16 protein-coding genes are annotated in these 20,116 nt (G+C 69.7%); 6 read left to right on the top strand and 10 right to left on the bottom strand.

Going from position 1 to position 20,116, the window contains the following annotated elements; translation table 11 throughout:
• Nucleotides 1-70 precede the first annotated feature (70 nt).
• Together CA984_RS23690 and CA984_RS23685 are read left to right on the top strand one after the other, a co-directional pair.
• Nucleotides 71-952 carry an SIR2 family NAD-dependent protein deacylase gene (locus CA984_RS23690; protein ID WP_165781383.1) on the top strand — a complete coding sequence of 294 codons (882 nt, stop codon included), beginning with the start codon at nucleotides 71-73 and terminating at the stop codon, nucleotides 950-952.
• Nucleotides 949-2,931, top strand: a complete 1,983-nt coding sequence (locus CA984_RS23685) for an nSTAND1 domain-containing NTPase (RefSeq protein ID WP_086575768.1) — start codon at nucleotides 949-951, stop codon at nucleotides 2,929-2,931. The genes CA984_RS23690 and CA984_RS23685 overlap by 4 nt, the downstream gene beginning before the upstream one ends.
• Here CA984_RS23685 and CA984_RS23680 read toward each other — a convergent pair.
• Together CA984_RS23680 and CA984_RS23675 are read right to left on the bottom strand one after the other, a co-directional pair.
• Complete coding sequence (locus tag CA984_RS23680) at nucleotides 2,858-3,685, bottom strand: hypothetical protein (protein ID WP_086575767.1); 828 nt, start codon at nucleotides 3,683-3,685, stop codon at nucleotides 2,858-2,860. The genes CA984_RS23685 and CA984_RS23680 overlap by 74 nt on opposite strands.
• 372 nt (nucleotides 3,686-4,057) lie before the next feature.
• Nucleotides 4,058-5,317: a hypothetical protein gene (locus CA984_RS23675; RefSeq protein WP_086575766.1), complete on the bottom strand. Its 1,260-nt coding sequence runs from the start codon at nucleotides 5,315-5,317 to the stop codon at nucleotides 4,058-4,060.
• Nucleotides 5,318-5,803: 486 nt separating this feature from the next.
• Here CA984_RS23675 and CA984_RS23670 point away from each other — a divergent pair, with 486 nt between their 5' ends.
• The gene (locus tag CA984_RS23670) at nucleotides 5,804-7,438 is read left to right on the top strand and encodes a glycoside hydrolase family 13 protein (protein ID WP_086575765.1); all 1,635 of its coding nucleotides are present in this window, start codon (nucleotides 5,804-5,806) and stop codon (nucleotides 7,436-7,438) included.
• Between the two features lie 111 nt (nucleotides 7,439-7,549).
• Here CA984_RS23670 and recQ read toward each other — a convergent pair whose 3' ends face one another.
• Nucleotides 7,550-9,436 (bottom strand): DNA helicase RecQ, encoded by a 1,887-nt coding sequence (gene recQ / locus CA984_RS23665; protein WP_086575764.1) that lies wholly within the window; start codon nucleotides 9,434-9,436, stop codon nucleotides 7,550-7,552.
• A gap of 463 nt (nucleotides 9,437-9,899) precedes the next feature.
• Between recQ and CA984_RS23660 the strand changes: the two genes are divergently transcribed.
• On the top strand, nucleotides 9,900-10,361 hold the full coding sequence (locus CA984_RS23660; RefSeq protein ID WP_242676129.1) for a hypothetical protein: 462 nt from the start codon (nucleotides 9,900-9,902) through the stop codon (nucleotides 10,359-10,361).
• 212 nt (nucleotides 10,362-10,573) lie between these two features.
• Complete coding sequence (locus tag CA984_RS23655; protein WP_165781382.1) at nucleotides 10,574-11,611, top strand: GDSL-type esterase/lipase family protein; 1,038 nt, start codon at nucleotides 10,574-10,576, stop codon at nucleotides 11,609-11,611.
• 343 nt (nucleotides 11,612-11,954) lie between these two features.
• Here the strand turns inward: CA984_RS23655 and CA984_RS23650 are convergent, their stop codons facing one another.
• The 5 genes from CA984_RS23650 to CA984_RS23630 all read right to left on the bottom strand — a co-directional run bounded on the left by CA984_RS23650 (nucleotide 11,955) and on the right by CA984_RS23630 (nucleotide 17,660).
• Nucleotides 11,955-12,680, bottom strand: a complete 726-nt coding sequence (locus CA984_RS23650; protein ID WP_133061759.1) for an alpha/beta fold hydrolase — start codon at nucleotides 12,678-12,680, stop codon at nucleotides 11,955-11,957.
• A 152-nt stretch (nucleotides 12,681-12,832) separates the two neighbouring features.
• Complete coding sequence (locus CA984_RS23645) at nucleotides 12,833-13,510, bottom strand: 4'-phosphopantetheinyl transferase family protein (protein WP_165781381.1); 678 nt, start codon at nucleotides 13,508-13,510, stop codon at nucleotides 12,833-12,835.
• Complete coding sequence (locus tag CA984_RS23640; RefSeq protein ID WP_207621003.1) at nucleotides 13,494-13,877, bottom strand: hypothetical protein; 384 nt, start codon at nucleotides 13,875-13,877, stop codon at nucleotides 13,494-13,496. The genes CA984_RS23645 and CA984_RS23640 overlap by 17 nt, the downstream gene beginning before the upstream one ends.
• Before the next feature lie 986 nt (nucleotides 13,878-14,863).
• Nucleotides 14,864-16,543 (bottom strand): acyl-CoA carboxylase subunit beta, encoded by a 1,680-nt coding sequence (locus CA984_RS23635; RefSeq protein WP_086575759.1) that lies wholly within the window; start codon nucleotides 16,541-16,543, stop codon nucleotides 14,864-14,866.
• A 73-nt stretch (nucleotides 16,544-16,616) separates the two neighbouring features.
• Nucleotides 16,617-17,660 carry an NAD-dependent epimerase/dehydratase family protein gene (locus tag CA984_RS23630; protein ID WP_086575758.1) on the bottom strand — a complete coding sequence of 348 codons (1,044 nt, stop codon included), beginning with the start codon at nucleotides 17,658-17,660 and terminating at the stop codon, nucleotides 16,617-16,619.
• 492 nt (nucleotides 17,661-18,152) lie between these two features.
• Here CA984_RS23630 and CA984_RS23625 point away from each other — a divergent pair, with 492 nt between their 5' ends.
• Nucleotides 18,153-18,440: a hypothetical protein gene (locus tag CA984_RS23625; protein ID WP_086575757.1), complete on the top strand. Its 288-nt coding sequence runs from the start codon at nucleotides 18,153-18,155 to the stop codon at nucleotides 18,438-18,440.
• Between the two features lie 94 nt (nucleotides 18,441-18,534).
• Here CA984_RS23625 and CA984_RS23620 read toward each other — a convergent pair whose 3' ends face one another.
• Nucleotides 18,535-19,521, bottom strand: coding sequence for a helix-turn-helix domain-containing protein (locus tag CA984_RS23620; RefSeq protein WP_086575756.1), 987 nt, complete (start codon nucleotides 19,519-19,521; stop codon nucleotides 18,535-18,537).
• A gap of 135 nt (nucleotides 19,522-19,656) precedes the next feature.
• Nucleotides 19,657-20,116: MarR family winged helix-turn-helix transcriptional regulator (locus CA984_RS23615; RefSeq protein WP_133061758.1), on the bottom strand; the 460-nt coding region annotated here is incomplete at its 5' end.

Here is a 20,116-nt window from a genome sequence, read left to right as displayed (position 1 = left end):
ACGGCACCGCCCTGGATGTGCGAGACAAGGTGTCACAAAGGGACCTTCCACCAATAACCAGGGCGGTGTCGTGGACGACGCGGACTGGCGGCGACTGATCGACCAACTCCGCGGCGGAGACTGCACGCCCTTTCTCGGCGCGGGTGCCTGTTATGGCACCCTTCCGACCGGCTCCGAACTCAGCAGAAAATGGGCAAATAGCTACAAATACCCTTTTCCTGATGACCACGATCTCGCCCGGGTGATGCAGTACGCGGCGGTGCTGGAAGGCGACCCGGTCTATCTCAAAGAGCAGATCTGCGAATACCTCCGGTCGCACGGGCTGCCGGACTTCAGCCATGCCGGCGAGCCTCACGCGCTCCTGGCCAAGTTCAAGCTGAAGGTCTTCCTCACCACGAACTACGACAACTTCCTGGTGGAGGCGCTGGGGGGCGCGGGCAAGACGGCCCACAGGGCGATATGTTCCTGGGCCGACCGCAATCCCCAGGAAACGCCGGAGCTGCCGGAGCCCTCGGTCGAGGAGCCGCTCGTCTACCACCTCCACGGGAGCTGGGCGGAACCCTCGTCCCTGGTTCTCATCGAAGACGACTACCTCGAATATCTGGCCAACGTGGCGGCGGCCCAGGCGTCCGGCAACCGGACGTTGATCCCCATCTCCGTCCTGCGCGCGATGACCACCCGCTCCCTTCTGTTCATCGGCTACAGCCTGCAGGACTGGACGTTCCGCGTGCTCTTCCACGGTCTGCTCCGCGCCATACCGGCCGTCCAGCTGCGGCGCCACGTGAGCGTGCAGCTGCTGCCACCGGTGAACACGCCGATCGCCGAGGCCGAGGAGCGGGCGAAACAGTACCTCGTCCGCTACCTGGACACGGGATGGCGTATCTCGATCTTCTGGGGCACCGCGGCCCAGTTCTGCGAGGAGCTGCGGCGCCGGTTGGGACCGGACGCATGACCTCCGCGGGCCACGTGCAGAACGAGACGGGCCAGCCGCCGTACGTCGGGCTGCGCGCCTTCCGGCAGCAGGACAGGGACCTGTTCTTCGGCCGCGAGCGGGAGGCGCGAGAGATCGCCACCCTCTGGCAGGCCGACAGGCTGACCGTGCTCTACGGCGCCTCCGGCGTCGGCAAGACCTCTCTCCTGCACGCGGGGGTGCTGCCGTTCCTCGGCTCCGACCGCGTCGACCTCCTGCCGGTGGGCCGGATCGCCCCTGATCCGGCTCTCCTCGTCACCACCGCGCCGGTACGCAGCGTCTACGTCCTGAGCCTGCTGTCCTCCTGGTCCGCCGCGCCGCCCGCCGAACTCGCCGACCTGACGGTCCGCGACTACCTCGACCGGCGGCCCTCGCGCGTCGACCGCTACGACGACCCCGTCCCGACGCTCATCTCCATCGACCAGGCCGAGGAGATGTTCACCGGCGCCCCGTACCGGGAGTCCGACCTGGAGGAGTTCGTCGCCCAGTTGGCCGACGCCCTCCAGGCGCACACGGGACTGCGCCTGCTGCTGTCGATGCGCCAGGAGTACCTCGCCTCCATCGTGCCCTTCGAACGCGTGCTGGGCCAGGGGTCCCGCTCCTGGTTCCACCTGCTGCCCTTCCGGCGGGAGGCCGCACTGGAGGCCACCCGCCGGCCGCTGGAGGGCACCGACCGCAGGTTCGGCGAGAACGGGGCCGAGCTGCTCGTGGACGACCTGCAGACCGTGACGATCCACAGCGAGCAGGGCGAGAAGACCGTGCTGAGGGTCAGCGGTGTCGAACCGGTCCAGCTCCAGGTGGTCTGCTCCGCGCTGTGGGAGTCGCTGCCGCCGGACGTCCACGAGATCACCGTCGACCACGTACGGCTGCACGCCAACGTCGATCGTTTCCTGGCGCGCTTCTGCCGGCGGATGCTGGGGGAGGTCGCGGAACGGCACAACGTGCCCGAGGGCAGCATCCGGTCCTGGCTCAAGCGCACCTTCATCACCGAGCACGGCACCCGGGGCACCGCCTACGAGGGGCTGCACCAGACCTCCGGCATGCCCAACGCCGTGGTCAGGTCCCTGGAGGACTGTCACATCCTCAAGGCCGAGTACCGGGCGGGCGCGCGCTGGTACGAACTGCAGCACGATCGCCTCATCGCCGCCATCCGGGACACCGACCCCGAGACGTTCCTCCAGGCCGCGCGGACCGCCCTCTCCAAGGCCCAGTGGACCCACGCGCGGGAGCTGACCGAGGACGCGGTGCGCACGGCGGAGTTCGACGACCTGGGCGTACGCGCCGAGGCTGAGGCGATCTTCGGTGACGTCTCGGTCGGCACCGGGGATCCGGAGACCGCGTGGCGACGCTACGACGCGGCGGCGGAGATGTTCGCCGTGCTGCAGCGGGCCGACGGCGTGGGCCGGGTCCTCGCCGCGAAGGGCCGCCTGTCACTGAGCCTGGGCGACTACTCCACGGCGGTGAGCGCGCTCAGCGCCGCCGTCGCGAGAGTGCCGAGCGACATGTCCGCGCAGACCGCCCTCGCGCAGGCGCTGTGGCACGTCGGGCAGCCGCGCTCGGCCCTGATCGTCCTGAACGGCGCTCTCGCCGTCGGGGGCGACTCCCTGCTGGACGCCCTGGCCCTTCGCGGGGTGATCCTCGCCGACCTGGACCAGCCCGTGGCCGCGCTCCGCGACCTCGATCTCGTCCGCCAGCACCAGCAGCCCGCGACCCTGGCGGCCCGCGCGCTGGCGCTGGCCCTGGCCGGCCGCTTCGACGCCGCGGAGCAGGAGGCGGCCGACGCGATCGCGAACGCCGGGAGCAACGGCCCCGTGCTGCTCCGGGCCGCCCGCATCCGCGTCATCCTCGGCAACGCCGTGGCAGGCGCGGACCTGGCGGCCCGGGCCATCAGAGCGGACGACCCCGCCCTTCCCGAGCATCTGCGGGAGCAGGCCCGTCGTCTGCTTCCGCAGCCGAACTGACGTCCGCCTGCGTGGCCTCCCGCCAGATGTAGTCGAACTGCCGGACCCAGTAGGAGTACCAGCGCTCGTTCCGCGCGCGGTTCAGCTCCAGATGCATTCGCGACGAGGTCGAGGGATTGTGGAAACCGTGGATTTCGACGATCGCCCGGCCCTTCGAACTGTCCGGGTCGATGAGCACGATACTGAATCCAGGACTGTATGACAGGAGCCGATACCGGAAACTCCCCTCGACCTCCCACCCACTCATGAGGTCCAGCCGTTCGACCGCGCTGGACAGCGCGGCCGGAAGTCTCTGGATCGGGAATTCGACGGAATCGTCCAGCTGTTTGGACGCCATCCGCACCGCGGCCTTCTCCGCCGGGTCGAGAATCACGACACGGACCGATCCGCCCGCACGGGCGAGCACGGTCCTGCGCAGGGTCTCGCAGGTGTGGGCGGAGAGCAGGTTCACCGCGGACGGCGCGAAGATCCGCACGTCACGCGCATTGGCCAGGGCCGACGACAGCGGCACGGAGTCGAACGCGGACCTGTCCCCCAGAATGCTCGCGGAGACCTCCGGACGCTCTTCCGGCAATGTGAGCCGGTAGACCAGAATTCCCACTCCGGAAAGCAGCGCCGCCCATTTCAACTGATCGGGGACCACATCTCCGAAGATCGATACAACGGCGAAGGAGAACACGACGACGGTCACGACATGGGCATCGACGTTCTGGCGGATTTTCAGGTCCTGGACAAGCCGCCGCAGCCAGATCACCACACCTCCTCTGGGCCCTCGTCCACGGCCCACGGATACATTCTCGACCACGGTAATTCGAAATGCGCGTCATCGAGAGAATCCGGCCGGATACGGCCCTTTGTTTTTCCGGCCACGGCCCGCCCCCGGCCCGGAGACCGGAGCCACGGGCGCCCGGCCCCAGAGGGCCCCGGCGAGCCGGGCGACCTCAGAGGACCGGACGGCCTGCGGGAAGCGGGGAGCCTCAGGAGCCGGACGGCCTGCGGTTCGCGGCCTACGGACGGCGGACGGCGGACGGCAGCCTGCGGACGACCGGCGGCAGGCGACCGGCGGCAGGCGACCGGCGGCGGGCGACCGGCGGAGGCCTCGGAGGGCGGGTGGAAGGCGGCGGCCTCAGGGGGCGGGCGACGAGCCGTTCACCGTCAGGACACGCTCCGGCGTCTCGATGGCGGGGAAGGTGCCGGTGTCGACGATCCCGTGCTCGTTGTAGGCGGCCTCTATCAGGGCGTGCGCCCGAGGCTCCAGCTTCCACAGGGCACGGTACTCGCGGGCGGTGGCCAGCGTGATGCCGGTCTCGTGGGCGATGTCGGAGGCGCGGGGAACGAACTTACGCTCGATCTGCTTGTCCCAGTACTCCCGGGCCGCGCGCATCAGGGCCGCGCGCTGCGCCGTGTCGACGACCGGCAGGGCCGTCTCCACCACCTCGGCCTCCTCCTCGTCCTCGTCCTCGTCGTAGGACCCGGCGGACCCGGCGGCGGGCAGGGCCGGGGAGACGCGCGGCCCCTCGGGCTCTGGGGCCCACGGGACGGGCGGGCTCAGGTCGATCAGAGCGGAGGTGTTGTAGAGCGCTCCGATCTGGGACAGCAGCGCCTCCTGGCGGCCCGCGTCGACCGCCAGCCCGGTGTGCTCCACCGCCTGGTCCATCGCCCGGTCCAGCTTGGTGAGCGCCGCGCGCATCCTCCGGTCGGACGCGCCGGCCTCGCGGAGGGCGCGGGCGCGCTTGGCCGCCAGCGCGACACGGGTCAGCCTCCTGTGGGCGTCCACCTCACTCGCGGTACGGTCGCTGGCCTCGGCCAGCCCGACCCGTACCAGCATGCGCTCGGGGGTGATCCGCCAGTTGATGCGGGCGCGCCCGGTGATGCGGTGCCGTTCGATCGCCATGCCCCGCTCCCACAGCCACGCGGCCACCAGCGGGGCGGCGAGCCGGAACACGGCCTCGGCGAGGCTGCGGGCGTCCATGCTCGACAGCACCGCCGACAGCCCGGTGAGCGTCCAGACCGCGATGCCGTCGATGCCGGCGGAGTAGTTCTCCCTCATGTTGCGGCGGGCCCGTACCGCGCTGGTGATCACGGCGACTTCGATGAACGCGAAGAGCAGGAGCCTCAGGGGGCCGTCGAAGCCGAGCACGTCGCCGGAGAAGCGCCACATGCCCTGGGCGGACACACCCGTGGCGATGCTCGCGGCCACGATGGTGAGGATGTCCTCGGCCGGGCGGGGGGCGACGAACCGGTGGAAGAAGCGGTTACCGGCGCGGTAGACGGCGCGGAGCGCGAGATAGGCCAGGCCCAGCAGGACCAGCGCGACCACGCAGATGACGACCGTTCCGACCGGGTGGTCCGACGTGAAGGCGGTGATTTGATCGATGGGGGGCATCAGTCACTGTCCGTCAGTCTCGATGTCCGACAGGATATGGACGCGATCATTCCAGAATGTCGGCAGCTTGTTCGTGAAACGAGTAGTCACGCCTGTGACGTGAGTGAAAACGGGCACGGGGATCCACTCCCGGCCCGGCGCGGAGATCCACTCCATGCCCGGTGCCGACGGCCGGTCCCGGGCAGGTCGCGGCCCCGGACGGACACGGCTCCCGGGCAGGTACGGCCCCACGCGGACGCGGGATTTCCGGGCAGGTACGGCCCCGGACGGACACGACTCTCGGACAGGTACGGGCCCCGCGCGGACGCGGGATTTCCGGAGGAGTACCGCGAATCCCCGGTTACACCCCCTTGACGACTATGTAACGTGAATGCATAACATGCATGTACGTGATCGCAGAGATCACCGATCCTCCACGGCAGCGGGTACGGCCCGCCGGAGTCCCCACACAGCCGGGCTTGATGTCCCCACCCGCAAGGAGCACAAGTGACGCAACCGATCGTCGCCCCGTGTGCCGCCCCGTCACCCGTCCCGTCCGCGTCCCCGGCGTCCGAATGGTGGCGCGACGCCGTGATCTACGAAATCTACGTGCGCAGTTTCGCCGACGGCAACGGGGACGGCGTCGGGGATCTGCTGGGGGTGCGCAGCCGCCTGCGCTACCTTGCCGACCTCGGTGTGGACGCCCTCTGGCTCACCCCGTTCTACCCCTCCCCGATGAACGACGGCGGGTACGACGTGGCGGACTACCGCGCCGTCGACCCCCGGCTCGGCACCCTCGACGACGCCCGCGCACTCGTCCGCGAGGCCCACGGCCTGGGCATGCGCGTGCTCATCGACATCGTGCCCAACCACACCTCCTCGGAGCATCCCTGGTTCGCCGAGGCCCTCCGGGACGAGCCCGGAGCCCGGGACCGCTACGTCTTCCGGCCGGGGCGCGGGCAGGACGGGGCCGAGCCCCCCAACGACTGGGAGTCGAGCTTCGGCGGGCCCGCCTGGACCAGGCTGCCCGACGGCTCGTGGTACCTCCACCTCTTCGCGCCCGAGCAGCCCGACCTCAACTGGGACAACCCCGAGGTCCGCGCCGAGTTCGAGGACGTGATGCGGTTCTGGCTGGACATCGGCGTGGACGGGTTCCGCGTCGACGTGGCCCACGGCATGGTCAAGGCGGAGGGGCTGCCCGACGCCGGATTCACCGGCCAGTTGAAGCTGCTCGGCCGCGCCCCGCTGCCCTTCTTCGACCAGGACGGCGTGCACGAGATCCTGCGCTCCTGGCGGCAGCTGCTCGACTCCTACCCGGGTGAGCGCATCGGGGTGGCGGAGGTGTGGCCGCCCTCCCCCGCCCGGCTGGCCAACTACGTCCGGAACGACGAGCTCCACCAGGCCTTCAACTTCAACTACCTCGCCGCCGACTGGGGAGCCGGCCCGCTGCGCCAGGTGATCGACGCCTCGATCTCCGCCACCGACCTGGTCGGCGCGCCCACCACCTGGGTGCTGTCCAACCACGATCAGGTGCGCCACGTCACCCGCTACGGCGGAGGACGGCAAGGCGCGAGGCGCGCGCGTGCGGCCACCCTGCTCACCATGGCGCTGCCCGGCTCGGTCTACCTCTACCAGGGCGAGGAGCTCGGCCTGCCGGAGGTCCTCGATCTTCCCGACGAGGTGCTGCAGGATCCGATCTTCTTCCGTACGGCCGGCGCGGACCGCGGCCGGGACGGCAGCCGCGTGCCGATCCCGTGGGCGTACGGCGAGTCGTCGTCCGGCTTCTCCCCGCCGGGAGCCGACCCGAGCTGGCTGCCGATCCCCCGCGAGTGGGGCAGGCAGGCGGTGATCCCGCAGCTCGGCGACCCCGGGTCCTTCCTCAACCTGTACCGGAACGCCGTGCGGCTGCGCCGTACCCACCCCGCCCTGGGCAGGGGGACGATGCGGTGGCTGGACTCGCCGCCGGACACCCTCTTCTTCACCCGCGAGCCGGGACTGCTGTGCACGGTCAACCTGAGCGCCGATCCCGTCGTCCTGGAGTCGCCCGGCACGCTGCTGCTGTCCAGCGGCGACACGCACTGCGACGGGCTCCAGGCGATCCTGGAGCCCGACACCGCTGCCTGGTGGTCCGCCGCCTCCTGAACCGGTGGCCTCGCGCCACCTTCTGAACGCGCCGGTCGGGGGGCCGCGCGAGACAGCCCCGGCCGGTTCCCGTAAGGAGGGCCACATCCTGACGGGAACCGGCCGGCCATGTCAGGGAAGGGTGAGAGCCTGATCGGGCTCGACGTCGTCCAGCATGAGGGTGTCCAGGATCTGCCGGCCGTACTTCGCCAGCTTGTTCTCGCCGACACCGCTCACCTCGCCCAGCTCGGCCAGGGAGGACGGGGCTCCGGTCGCGATCTCGCGCAGGGTCGCGTCATGGAAGATCACGTAGGCGGGCACGCCCTGTTCCTTCGCGGTGGCCGAGCGCCAGGCGCGGAGCCGCTCGAACACCGGCACGGCCTCCTCGGGCAGGTCGGCGGGAGCGGCGCGGCGGGCCCCGCCGGCCCGTGCCGACGGCTCGGATCTGGTGCGCGCCGCCCGCTCGGGCTCACGCCGCAGCAGGACCTGGCGCTGCCGGCTCAGCACCTCGGCGCTCGCCTCGGTGAGCAGCAGCGTGCCGTAGTCACCCTCGACGGTCAGCAGGCCCTGCGCCAGCAGCTGGCGCACCACGCCGCGCCACTCGGCCTCGCCCAGCTCCGTGCCGATGCCGAACACCGTCAGGGAGTGGTGGTCGAACTGGGTGACCTTCGGCGTCTTCCTGCCGAGCAGGATGTCGATGATCTGGCCGGCGCCGAACTTCTGGCGCCGCTCGCGCTGGAGCCTGAGCACGGTCGACAGGAGTTTCTGCGCGGCGATCGTGCCGTCCCACGACTCCGGCGGCGTCAGGCACGTGTCGCAGTTGCCGCACGCCGTACTGTCCTGGCCGAAGTAGGCGAGCAGGCGCACGCGGCGGCACTCGACCGTCTCGCAGAGGGCGAGCATGGCGTCGAGGTGGGTGCCCAGGCGTCGCCGGTGGGTCTCGTCGCCCTCGGAGGTGTCGATCATCTTGCGCTGCTGCACGACGTCCTGGAGCCCGTAGGCCAGCCAGGCGACGGAGGGGAGGCCGTCACGTCCGGCCCGGCCGGTCTCCTGGTAGTAGCCCTCGACGGACTTGGGCAGATCGAGATGGGCGACGAACCGCACGTCGGGTTTGTCGATGCCCATGCCGAACGCGATGGTGGCGACCATGACGAGGCCGTCCTCCCGCAGGAACCGCGCCTGGTTGGCCGCCCGGGTGCGCGCGTCGAGCCCCGCGTGGTAGGGCAGCGCCGGGATGTCGTTCTGCACCAGGAACTCGGCGGTCTTCTCGACCGAGGACCGCGACAGGCAGTAGACGATGCCGGCGTCCCCGGGGTGCTCGGTGCGCAGCAGCTTGAGCAGTTGCCGCTTGGGCTCGTTCTTCGGCGCGATGCGGTACTGGATGTTCGGGCGGTCGAAGCTCGACACGAAGTGGCGGGCTTCCTCCAGGTTCAGCCGGGAGGCGATCTCGGCGTGGGTGGCCTCGGTGGCGGTCGCCGTCAGGGCGATGCGGGGCACGGCGGGCCAGCGCTCGTGCAGCGCGGACAGCGCGAGGTAGTCGGGCCGGAAGTCATGCCCCCACTGGGCCACGCAGTGCGCCTCGTCGATGGCGAACAGGGAGATCGTGCCGCGTTCGAGCAGCCGCAGCGTCGAGTCGACCCTCAGGCGCTCCGGCGCCAGGTAGAGCAGGTCCAGCTCACCTGCCAGGAAGGCGGACTCGACCTGACGGCGCTCGTCGTGGTCCTGCGTGGAGTTGAGGAACCCCGCCCGCACGCCGAGAGCCGTCAGGGCGTCGACCTGGTCCTGCATGAGGGCGATGAGCGGTGAGACGACGACGCCGACGCCGTTCCGCACGAGGGCGGGGATCTGGTAGCACAGCGACTTGCCGCCACCGGTCGGCATGAGCACCAGCGCGTCACCGCCGCCGACGACGTGGTCGATGATCTCTTGCTGCCCTTCCCGGAACGAGTCGTAGCCGAAGACGCGGTGCAGCACTCGCAGCGCGTCGCTCACCTCGGGACCGCTCTCGGGGGAAACCATCGGGTCATTCTACGAGGCCCCACGCGTCCCACCGGTGTTTTCGCCACGGGAGGACGCGGCGCGGGCTCACCTCCCTCCGGAGGCGCCGGCCGCCGGAACTCCACGGTGTGCGCCTCCGCCGGAGATCCCGGATCCCGCGGGCGCCGGGGGCGCCGGGGGCGCCTTCCCGCCCCCGGCAGCCCGGTGAAACGGCATCGGGAAAGACAGCAAACTCCAAGAAGACACCGTCCTGACCTGCCGACAAGAATAGGCATTCAGCTTTACAGTGCCGCCGCGGAAAAAGCGGGGCGAGGGCATAGCCCACCACGCCGTGAAATGCACGGCGAACAGACGGTCGTGATTCTTGGGATCGAGGTCCGCCATGGCAACCGAGACAGCTCCGGCTCGTCATTCCCACATTCGGATATCAGCTCTCAACAGCCGATATCACAAGGCGGCGCTGGGTCTTTACCTGGCGATAGTCGTGGCCCACTGGGCGGAGCACGTCGTCCAGGCGATCCAGTTGTACGTCCTGGGCTGGCCGCTCCCCGAGGCGCGCGGCGTGCTGGGTGTGCCGTTCCCCTGGCTCGTGAAGTCCGAGTGGATGCACTACGGCTACGCCCTGCTGATGCTGATCGGCCTGATCCTGCTGAGAAAGGGCTTCGCCGGCAGGTCGCGGACATGGTGGAACCTGTCACTCGGAATCCAGGTGTGGCACCACTTCGAGCACCTGCTCCTGCTCCTGCAGGCGCTCACCGGCTCCAACCTGCTGGGCCGTCCCGCGCCGACCAGCATCATTCAGCTCATCGTGCCCCGGGTGGAACTTCACCTGTTCTACAACGCGATCGTCTTCCTGCCCATGGTCGTGGCGATGGTCCTCCACCGGCGCCCCCGCGCGTCCGAGCGCGCCGCGATGCAGTGCGGTTGCGCCCCCGCGCACGCGTGAGGAGACGGCGGGTGACGCCCGGCGACACGGCGCACCCGCCCGGCAGACGGCAGACGGCGGGTGACGCCCGGCGACACGGGGCGCGCCCGCCCGGCAGACGACGGATGGCGGGACCAGCCGACCGGCAGGCGACGGGCGGCGGAGCCAGCCGGTCCGTTCACATCCCCCATCGACTCCGGAGGCATGCCATCCCAGGCACAGACCCGAACATAATGATCGTCGGGGACTCGATCAGCCATGGCCTGGAGGGCGACTACACCTGGCGGTACCGGCTGTCGCGGAACTTCGGCAAGCACGGGTTCCCGGTCCGCTTCGTCGGGCCGGAGACGGGCACCTCGGTACTGCCCGCGAGCCAGCCGGGTGACTGTCCGGCCCGCACGGCGGCCCCCGTCCACAACGGCCGCTACCGCCCGGGGATCGACTTCGGCGACAGCAGGCACTACGCGAGATGGGGCCGCCTGCTCCACGAGGCCAAGGACAACATCCGGGACGCCGTCGCCGCCCACGGGGCCGACCACCTCATGGTCGAGCTCGGGTTCAACGACCTGGCCTGGGGGGTCTCCGGTCCCGGACGGTTGACCGCGGACCTCGGGACTTTCGTTCGACGGGCCCGCGACGCCGACCCGAACGTCCAGTTCCTGGTCGCCAATGTCGTGCATCGCACACCGCTGGACTCCAGCCCCGGCCTGGCGGATGTCATCACCGCGTACAACGAGGGATTGCCGTCCACACTGGCGGCGATGTCGACGGCTCGGTCGGCGGTCGTCCTCGTCGACCTGGACAGCGTCTACGACCCCGGTAGCGACACCTACGACGGTCTCCACCCGAACAGCGTCGGCGAGTTCAAGATCGCTAAAGCGTTCGCCGACAGCTTTTCGTCGGTGTTCGGTCACGGTCGGATCGGCTTCCTCGACCCGGTCCCCCGTACGGCCGACCCGCTTGTGATCTCCCCGCCGACCGGGATCGCCGCCACCTCGCACGGCTCGTCCATCAGCGTCTCGTGGCCGCACGTGTTCGGCGCGAGCGGATACTGGCTCTACTGGCGTGATGTCACCGCCGGGCAGGGCTTCCAGAGATCACCGCTGCCGATACTCGCCGACAGCCTGGAACTGCCCGCCGAGCGCGGGCACATCTACGAGTTCATGGTCAGCGGCGCGCGCGGCCACCAGGAGACCTCGGTCACGCGGGTCGCCGTCGTCCTCGACGGGCAGCCGGCGCTGTCCCTGGCGGGCGGCCAGGGCGGACGCTGAGCCTCCTGCGGGCCGGACACCGGACCTGCGGCGGACCGCTTCGACGGCGGGCCGGACACCGGACCTGCGGCGGACCGGGTTCACAGCGGATCGGATGCCGAGCCCGCGTCGGACCGCTTCGACGGTTGTGCCGGGGGCCCGTGCCGGTACGTCCACACCGGCGTCCGCGTGCCGGCGGCACCTGGGCGGATCGGTGACCGCCACCGGGCGGTGGCCTCGGGTCAGGCGTCCGCCGGCGTCCGTGACAGCGTGTCGGTCGCCGGCGGGAAGGCGGGATCGGACGGGAGAGGCGCGCGGTGCCGTCGCGACGTCGCGATCTCCGCGGGACGGGCTCCTCACCCGGTCAGTTCTGCTGGGAGGCGATGTCGGCGAGCAGCGCGACGAGCTGCTCGGGGGCCGACACCATCGGCCAGTGGCCGGTCTTGAGAGTGTGGAAGTCCCAGTTCGGCTCGGCGCGCATGGCCGCGACGTCGTCGGAGACCTTGCCGTCGAAGTGTTCCATCTCGCACATGACGTAACTTGCCCGCTGCTGTGCGAGCGGCCGCGTCAGGACGGCCGGCTCGGACAGCGTGCGCCCGGGATGGCCGACGAAACGCTCCACCAGCCACCGCGCCTGATCGGCGGACAGATCCTGCCCGTCGGCCACGACCGTGGCGTCCGGGACCGGCCAGCGGCCCCGGTTCTCGTCGATCAACTGGAGCTCACCGGCACGCTGGCGTTCCGGGAAGGCCTGGAGCATCGACACACCGTCATGGGGCAGGAACCCTTCGACGAACACGGTGCGCGCCACGCGGCCGGGGGCACGGTCAGCGACCTGACCGGCCACGATGCCCGAATAGCTGTGCCCCACGAGAATGACGTCTCTCAGGTCGTCGGCCTCCAGGAGTGACAGCACGTCATCCACATGGGTGGCCAGGCCCACACCGGAGACATCGGTGTCAGGGGCGGTCAGTCCCGACAACGTGATCGGGCGGACATGATGACCAAGCGTGCGCAGGCCGCAGGTCACCGGCTCCCAGACCCAGGCGCCCATCCAAGGGCCGGGGATCAGAACAAAATGATTTTTCACGGCAGGTCAGCTTCCTCTCCTTTACTCTAAGGCTGCCTTGAATAATGCAGAAATCGGACCTACAAGCACATTATGTCCGCAGGCCGGCCACCTTGCCGTCCGTGACTTTCCACATTCATTCAGCAGCCTTTTACCGGTCCAGTCAAGTGTTGTCAGGCGGCCATGCTCACCGCGGTGGAGAGCTGGATCAGGCGAAGGTCGAGGGCGTCCGACTCCGACACTGTGATCGGGAGGTCGCCGGCGATGACCGCGACGACGCCGGCGTACCCCCCACCAGGGTCAAGGGGGTGGATTTGCACCGTACTTGGATGGATGTCCAGCGGCCAGCCGAGCAGCGCTGGGTCTTCCTGTGGACTGCTGACCTCGACCTGGTCCGGAGGGATCCGCAGCCCGTGGCCGGTCGCCTTGAGGACTGCTTCCTTACATACCCACATGCGGGCGAAAGCAGCGTTCTGCTTGTGCTCGGGGAGCGCTTGCAGGACCGCCAGCTCGGCCGGCGACAGCGCGCACTGCGCGAGCCCGTCGACCGGGCCGGTGGGCACCTCCTCCACGTCGACCCCCAGCGCCCCGGCGGTGCTCAAGGCCACCGCGACCCGGTTTCCCGCGTGGGAGACGGAGACGTGCAGTTCGATCCCCGCGCTTCGGACGTACGGCTTGCCGTGCGGCTTGTCGCAGTCCGGGCACCGCCGCTCGACGACGACGTCCGGGGGAGAGACGCCGAGCTGGGCCGCCGCGGTGGTGCGCAACAGCCAGCACGCCGTGAGAAAGCGGCGCCGATCCTGATCCCGGTGGTAGGTCGAGGCCCGCTTCAGCTCAGTTCCACTGAGCACGCTGGTCAGGACGTCGGTCGGCTGATCCCGTGGGTCCGCCCACCACACGCTGCACTCTCCAGTCTGCAAAACGGGAGTAATCATGGGTTGCCTCCTTTGATTCGCGGTTCTCAGTGGTCAATGCGTGGCATGTCGCGAGCTTCCAGTGGCTGACCGTCGGGTCGGTGAGAATCGCAACCACCCTGACGCAGATCTGCTCACTTGTTATGTCCTCATCGGTCTGGACACGGATGACTATCTCTCCCGTGGCCTGCTTGAGGTCCTTACGCCATTTCTCCGGCAGAAGCGCCAGGATCCGGATTCCGTCGATCGGCGAATTACCTGACGGCTCTCCTCCGGTCCGCCGCATCGTCAGTTCAACCAACATGAGTGGATACCTCCTCCTAATCTCAGGTAGTGCCGTCAGCGGACGCGGACTTCCATGGGGCACCGGAGGCCGCGACCTGCGGCTCGGCGTTCCACGGATCGCCCGCGGCGGCCGGCGCGGAGTGGCCGCCGATTACGGCGGAACACGAGACGGCGCCGGCGGCAGTTGTTGCCGAAAATGTTGTGGTGACATTGAAACCGCTTGGGGAGAAGATTGGGATCTTCATTTCCTGGTCCATTTTCTCGGGCTGTTTATTTGTTCTCGCACAACCAACTCTGCGCTCTCCACAGCCCGTGGACCAGGCAGATCAAAGGCAGCAAGTTGCCTGCCGCTGGCCGCTTCCTGCCAGACGGCCGCCGGACGGCCCGCGGGTACCGGGCAGGAAGGGGCCAACCGCCGGTGGCGGTGCCGGGCGGCAGCCGTCCGCCTTCCGGGACAAGGGACGCGACAGCCACCCGTCCGACGGTGACCGGACAGACTGGAGGCGGTACGGGGACGCCCCAAAGGCACGCGGGCGCCGGGGAAGGCCCGGAGGCGGCGCGGGCGGTACGGGGCCCCCTGAAGGCACGCGGGCGTCAGGGAGGGCCCGGAGGCGGCATGGAAGGCCCAGGGATGCCACCAGGACGGTGGCGGGGGTCCGGAAGACGCCACTGAGGGTTACAGAACGGCACGGGCGCACGGAGGACGGCGCACGGGGTGCCCGGAGGCGCGGTGCGGGGTGCGGGGTGCACGAGACGGTGCGGGGTGCACAAGACGGTGCGGGAGCGCGAGGCGGTGCGGGAGCGCAACACGGGGTGCCCGGAGACGACACGGGAGGCCCGTAGGAGCGTGGGGCCGTCGGCGGCCTCAGCGGTGGTGGGCGTCGTGATCCTCGGCGCGGCCGGGCACCGGCCGCGCCGGTTCTCATGCCGGCGCGGTCAGCCGGCGCGGTCAGCCGGCGCGGTCAGTCGGCGTCGGCCGCCGTCTACAGGGGCACGTTCCCGTGTTTACAGGGGCACGTTCCCGTGTTTGCGCTGCGGCGGCTGCTTGCGCTTGTCGCGCAGCATCGCCAGCCCCCGGGCGACCGCGGACCGCGTCTGCACCGGGTCGATCACGTCGTCGACCAGGCCGCGCTCGGCGGCGTAGTGCGGGTGCACGAGCTGTTCGGAGTACTCGGCGACCAGCTCCGAGCGGAGCTCGGCGGGATCCGCGGCGGCGGCCAGCTCCCTGCGGAAGATGACGTTCACGGCGCCCTCGGCGCCCATCACCGCGATCTCGTTCGTCGGCCACGCCAGCGAGAGGTCGGTGCCGATGGAGCGCGAGTCCATCACGATGTAGGCCCCGCCGTACGCCTTGCGCAGGATGACCTGGATCCGCGGCACGGTCGCCTCGCAGTAGGCGTACAGCAGCTTGGCGCCATGCCGGATGATCCCCGCGTGCTCCTGATCGGTGCCCGGCAGGAAACCGGGCACATCGACCAGCGTCACCAGCGGGATGCTGAAGGCGTCGCAGAACCGCACGAACCGTGCGGCCTTCTGCGCCGCGGCGACATCCAGCACCCCGGCCATCACCATGGGCTGGTTGCCGACCACGCCGACCACGTCACCGTCGATCCGGGCCAGCACGCAGATGACGTTCGGCGCCCAGTTCTCATGCAGTTCGAGGAAGTCCCCGTCGTCCACCAGCTCGGCGACGACCTGCCGCATGTCGTAGGACTTGTTCGGCTCGACCGGGACTATCTCGGCCAGCCGGGGTCTCACATCCGTGGCCGCGTCGCGGGACGGCGCGCTCGGGGGAAGGTCCAGATTGTTGCCGGGCAGCATCGAGACGAGATAGCGCACGTCCTCAAGACAGCTCTCCTCGTCGTCGTGCACGAACGTGGCCACACCCGATCGGCCGCCGTGGACCTCCGCGCCGCCGAGCTCGGCGTGGGTGACCCGCTGGCCGCTCACCGCCTCGACGACGTCGGGCCCGGTCAGGTAGATCTGAGCGGTGTCGCGGACCATGAAGGTGAAGTCGGCCAGTGCCGTGGAGTAGGCGGCTCCCCCCGCGCACGGCCCGAGCACGACGCTGATCTGCGGTATCACCCCGGAAGCCTGGACATTGCGCTGGAAGATCCCGCCGTAGCCGTTGAGGGACATCGCCCCCTCCTGGATCCGGGCGCCCCCGCTGTCGTTCAGCCCGATGAAGGGGGACCCGGTGGAGATCGCCAGGTCCATCACCTTATGGATCTTCGATGCGTGCGCGTCGCCGAGCGACCCGCCGAAGAGAGTGAAGTCCTGGGCGTAGAGGAACACCCGGCGGCCGTGGATCGTGCCGGACCCGGTGATCACACCGTCGGTGTGCGGACGCTGCTCCTCGATCCTCAGGCCGTGCGCCTGGTGCCGGCGGTACATGTCGATCTCGGTGAACGACCCCTCGTCCAGCAGCAGGTCTATCCGCTCCCGCGCCGTGCGCTTGCCGAGCGCGTGCTGCCGGTCGACCGCCGGGCGGCGGCCGGCGAGGACTCCCTCGCGTAGTCGCTCACGCTGCTCGCGCAGCAGGCTCATGGACCGGACCTGCGGTTGCGGGGCCGGTGGCTTCGCGTGGAGACGCCCGTTCGCGTGCTCGTCCGGACGGCCGTTGACGCCCTCCTCGGTCGGCGTGGGCAGGGGAACGAGAATGAAATCGAGCTCCGAGGTGCTCATCGGCGTTTCTCCCCCTCGTTACTCAAGGCCCCGGCCCTCCGGGCGGTCCGCTCGCTCATGGGGGCATCTCCCGTCATTGCGTTGTTACAGACGACAGGCTCGGCAGGCCCGAACCCGCCTGCCGAGCGGACAGGTGACCGCTCTCGCGCAGCCAGCGCACCGTGTCGCCGACGGTCTCGGCGATGGGCCGTGGACTGATCCCATGGGTGCTGACGCCCTCGGCCGGCCGCGTGGCGCAGGCACACGTGTAGATGGCTCCGTACTCGGCTGGGATGTGCCACGGCCACACACGCTGCACGAGGTCGACGAACAGCCCGACCGGGATCATCCCCCGAGCCGGAAGGAAGATCGTCGGCAGTGCGCGTCCGGTGACCTCACGCAGCGCCTCCACGTACTGACGTGTGGAGAGGTAGCGGCCCGGCCCGAAGTGGCGGCCCGGCCTGTCACCCGGTGAGGCGAGCAGCCGGGCGTGCAGCGCGGCGGTGTCCCGCACGTCGCCGACCGGGAACCCGCCCAGAGGCCACAGAGGCGTCAGGCCCCGGAGCACGCTGCGGAGCCGGGCGTTCTGGTCACCCAGATTCGGGTCGTCCGGGCCGAGCAGGGCGGGCGGGTAAGTGATCACCACCGGGGCTCCCTCGGCCTGGTGCCGGCGTGCGATGACCTCAGCCGCGGCCTTGCTCGCCATGTACGTCTCGCGAGGCCGGCCGACAGGCGAGTCCTCATGGATCACCTGTCCCCGCGCCGGGAACATCGCCACGATGCTGGAAACGTGGATGATCGGGTCCGCGCCCGCCCGCCGCGCGGCGTCGAGCACGATCTCCGTGCCCCGTTCGTTGACCTGCCGCATTCTCATGTGGAGCCTGCTGTCGAAGGAGTACACCGACGCCGCGTGCAGCACGGCGTCGGCGCCGCGTACGGCGCGGGCCACGCTGTCCGCGTCCGTGACATCTCCGATGACCACGTCGACGGCGCCGAGGTCGACGTTCAGCGGCGCCAGAGCGCGCTTCACCTTGGACACGTCGCGGACGAGCATGCGGACCCGGTGGCCCATCCCCACAATCGCCGCAACCGAATGGGCACCGACGAATCCAGTACCGCCGGTCGCGCTCACCAGCATCAGATCATCTCCTCTAATCCACACCCAGTGAAATGCCCCTGCCTCCCTCCTGTCATCTCCGAGTGTGCTTTCACCCGGCGGCACGGAACGGCGGGCAGCCGCGCAGGCCGTCCGGAGACGATTTCCCCGCTGTGACGGACCGGCATTTCCCAGCCGATGGCCCGGCTCGGGAAAAAGGCCGGAACCAATCGCGCGCCGGCATATTCATCCGTGCCTTCGCACGTGAAACTCCATGAAAGCACCGTGGAAATCGGCCCCGCCGGAGCGGCTTCACACGGCCGCTTCCCGCTGATGCGCGGAGACGGCCGCCCGCCGGGACGGGTGCGGGCGCCCGGGGCCGGCGGACGGGCCTCCGGCCGTTCCGGCCGCCCCGGCGGCGGCGCCGTGTCCGAGCCGCCGGCCTCCGGTATCATCCGATGTGCCGTCGCCGCCGGTGCCCCTTCCGCGTCGGCCCGGCCGGCGCCACCCGGGACTAGGCGGAGGCATCCAGCCATGTTGGTCGAGTTGACGATGCGCCGGACCGCAGGAGAGCCCGTAGGCGATTCACCGGTCGACGGGATCCGGATCCTGGCGCTTCTGCCGGAGAGATGGCGTAAGGACCTCAGGCAGGCCACCGGAGACGTCGTGATCCGCGTCCACACCGATGAGGACGTGACCGGCGCGCAGATACGCGCCGAAGCGGTCGAGGCTCTCACCGACCCGGCGATCAGCCACTGGGAGCTCGCGGGCTGCCACGTCCTGACCTTGGGCCGTCATGGACCGGGGAAGAACGCCCCCTGATCCCCGCCGCCCCTCGTGGAGCCCGCTCCCCCGGTGCCGGCCGGGAGCGCGCCGATCCCGTGAGGACCACGACGCGGGCCGGTCGGCGGCTCTGTCAGATCCAGTTCTCCTCCTTGGCGCGCAGGGCGGCCTGGAAGCGGTTGACGGCGCCGAGCCGCGCCATGAGGTCCGCGACATAACGACGGTACGTCCGGACGGAGACATCGATCTCGCGCGCGGCGATCTCGTCCTTGTCGGCCGTCGCCATCACCGCGAGCACCCGCTTCTCCAGATCGGAGAGCAGTGGCGCGCCGCTGGAAGGCTCGGTGAAATCACGGAGATCGGTGGCGGCCTGCCACACGCCGTCGAAATAGGTGACCAACTGGGAGACCAGGCCGGGTTCCCGTACGAGTAGCGCGCCCCGCGAGCTCTCCTTCGGATTTATCGGCACAACCGCTACGCTGCGATCAAAAATCAGCATGCGGTCCATGGGATCTTCTGTAATGTGAATCTGCCCGCCAAGGCTGACGACATCACGCAAATATGCCGCCATAAACGGATCGTCAAGTGCTTTAGGATGATAAACCGCTTTTACCGCAAGCCCACGGCGCAGAGAGCGCGTATCCAGCGGGAGCGCCGTCTCGATGGCACCCCGCGAGAGCGGCCCGCCCGGATGCAGGCACAGCGTCTCCTTGTAGGAGAAGAATCCGAGGTCGTCGAGTCGCTGCCGGACCTGGTCGAGGCCCTCCACACGTTCGATGTCGAGCACCGGCGTCGAGTTCTCGCCGTGCCGCTGGTCCTCCACGAGGGAGGCGATGGCGTCGCGCGCCGCCAGAACGCGGCGGATCTCCATGTTGAGCTGATCCAGGCGCTGCTCGACGAGGCGCTCGATCCCGATCCTCGGCTCCGTTGCCACCACGCGGTGACGGTCGGTGAGGTCGAGCAGGGACAGCCGGCCCAGCACCTCGGCCGCGGCCTCGATCGTGTCGGGATCCAGGCTGAGCGCCTGCCGTACCGAGCCGATCCCCTCTCCACGGTGCCGCAGGAAGTATCGGTAGAGCTCTTCGGCTTCAGCCGAAACACCGATGACGGAAATGTCCATGGCTCACCTCCCGGCCATGTACTTTCACGCAGGGTGGCGACTTCGGGCTACTCCACCCTTGCCCGACTCCATGGATATGTATATTTACAAACTATCAGACATCAGATCATTCGTAAACACTCATATAGCACCGGCTCAGGCCCCGCCCGCCAGTTTCGCGAGGATCCGGTTGAGATGAGCACGGTCCTCCCGGGTCAGCCTGCCGATCACGCGGTCGTGGACCGCGGCGGTCACCGGATGGAGCACCTCCACGAGCAGGGCGCGCCCGGCGTCGGTCAGCTCGATCGAGTAGGCCCGCCGGTCGGCCCGGTCACGGCCGCGCGCGACCAGCCCGCGCTGCTCGAGGACATCGATGATGTGCACCATCGTCGACCGGTCGACGGCGAGCCGCCGACCGATCTCCTGCTGCGAGAGCGGGCCGGACGCTTCGAGCACGCCGAGCACGCCGTAGTCGCGCCAGCGGAGGTCGTCACCCTTCAGCACCTCCTCCAGCTCCGACGTGACCTCACGCGCCGCACCGTTGAGCAGCCAGCCGGTGGACTCGGCCAGCAGCCCCCGAGCCGGCGCGAGCTCGCTCCCGTCCCCACCCATAGCC

Source organism: Streptosporangium minutum (assembly GCF_002149035.1).
In the GTDB taxonomy this organism is placed as follows: Bacteria; Actinomycetota; Actinomycetes; order Streptosporangiales; family Streptosporangiaceae; genus Streptosporangium; species Streptosporangium minutum.
The sequence above is the reverse complement of the archived record's forward strand: the minus strand, read 5'-3'. Positions and strand labels throughout refer to the sequence as shown.

Bases quoted from the DNA above. Each gene is read 5' to 3' on its own strand.
- CA984_RS23620 (WP_086575756.1), bottom strand. From the start codon at position 19,521: ATGGACATTTCCGTCATCGGTGTTTCGGCTGAAGCCGAAGAGCTCTAC.
- CA984_RS23685 (WP_086575768.1), top strand. From the start codon at position 949: ATGACCTCCGCGGGCCACGTGCAGAACGAGACGGGCCAGCCGCCGTAC.
- CA984_RS23655 (WP_165781382.1), top strand. From the start codon at position 10,574: ATGATCGTCGGGGACTCGATCAGCCATGGCCTGGAGGGCGACTACACC.
- CA984_RS23635 (WP_086575759.1), bottom strand. From the start codon at position 16,543: ATGAGCACCTCGGAGCTCGATTTCATTCTCGTTCCCCTGCCCACGCCG.
- recQ (WP_086575764.1), bottom strand. From the start codon at position 9,436: ATGGTTTCCCCCGAGAGCGGTCCCGAGGTGAGCGACGCGCTGCGAGTG.
- CA984_RS23630 (WP_086575758.1), bottom strand. From the start codon at position 17,660: ATGCTGGTGAGCGCGACCGGCGGTACTGGATTCGTCGGTGCCCATTCG.
- CA984_RS23625 (WP_086575757.1), top strand. From the start codon at position 18,153: ATGTTGGTCGAGTTGACGATGCGCCGGACCGCAGGAGAGCCCGTAGGC.
- CA984_RS23640 (WP_207621003.1), bottom strand. From the start codon at position 13,877: ATGTTGGTTGAACTGACGATGCGGCGGACCGGAGGAGAGCCGTCAGGT.
- CA984_RS23675 (WP_086575766.1), bottom strand. From the start codon at position 5,317: ATGCCCCCCATCGATCAAATCACCGCCTTCACGTCGGACCACCCGGTC.